The organism is Moorena sp. SIO4A1 (assembly GCF_010672065.1).
GTDB lineage: Bacteria > Cyanobacteriota > Cyanobacteriia > Cyanobacteriales > Coleofasciculaceae > Moorena.
Genome location: NZ_JAAHHX010000978.1, coordinates 1 through 1,120, shown reverse-complemented (window position 1 = coordinate 1,120; position 1,120 = coordinate 1). Strand labels below are relative to the sequence as shown.

The 1,120-nt window shown below is 40.3% G+C and carries 1 protein-coding gene; it reads left to right on the top strand.

Features of this window, described 5'->3' with window-relative positions; translation table 11 throughout:
- Positions 1-622: 622 nt before the first annotated feature.
- Complete coding sequence (locus tag F6K53_RS44580; protein ID WP_293087418.1) at positions 623-808, top strand: hypothetical protein; 186 nt, start codon at positions 623-625, stop codon at positions 806-808.
- Positions 809-1,120 lie beyond the last annotated feature (312 nt).

Below are 1,120 nucleotides of genomic sequence, written 5' to 3'. Positions count from 1 at the left end.
TTTATGCCCCCGATGCAGATTCCTTGAAGATATATAGGAACCTCTACTTCTTGTACTGGTAATGTTCAAGTAGACTCGTGAACTCCCCCAACTTAATTCGTTTAAGTTGGGGTTTCTAGCGTGGCCCTAGGCCACGCTACGGGAACACGGAAAAAAGCCGAAGGTGCCCTTGACCTAGGAGAATAAAATTCCCCTAGGTCAAGGGCACCTCAACTTATACCAAATCCGGTTGCCATACCCCCTTAATAAATCAAAGAAACTCTAGCCAATTATAATCGACATAACTTAATAAGTTAGCTTGGATAGCATAAGTTAGCTTGGATAGCATTGATGGAGATTAACTGTTGTTTTTTTTACTTTTTTACAGTCAAATTTTAATTGGGTTTGTAATTGATAACCAAAACCCTTTAGCATTTGTTATTTCTCCGTTTTTAAACTCAGATTAAAACTCGATTATAGTGTGACTTGAGTTTTATGGATAGGATAATATTCGATAATTTTTGTCAAGTACATTTTATACCAAATTAGATGATATTACCCTGTATCCCTATCGAGAAGCTTCCTATAGAATTGACTAATTGGAGTCCACAGCCTGGACCCGAACTGTTGTAGATCTCGACTCTTGAGGAAGATTTTAATGCAGGATGTAGCTGTCATCTTTGATATGGATGGTTTGCTAATTGATAGCGAACCGTTTTGGTCTCAAGTAGAAATAGAAATATTCAATGACCTTGGCATTCTCCTCAACGAGAGTATGACGTCTCAAACCACAGGTTTGCGAAACGATGAAGTAGTCAAGTATTGGTAAGCTGTTCAGCATTTAGATTGGGATACCTAAATTGCTCAAAGGGAACAGGGAACAGGGAACAGGGAACAGGGAAAAACCAATTTAAATGCGCATCAGCTTATGCTCGATTTCCTTGGACTGGTATGAGCCAAGCTGAGGTATGTCGAAGAATGATAACTCGGATGAGTGACCTATTGATGACGATGGGACAACCGATGCCAGGTGCAATTGAAGCCGTAAAGTTGTGTCGGGAATTAAACTTACCCCTAGCCCTAGCCACGTCATCTCCCATGGGTCTAATTGATACAGTACTCAAACGGCTCGATTTAAAGG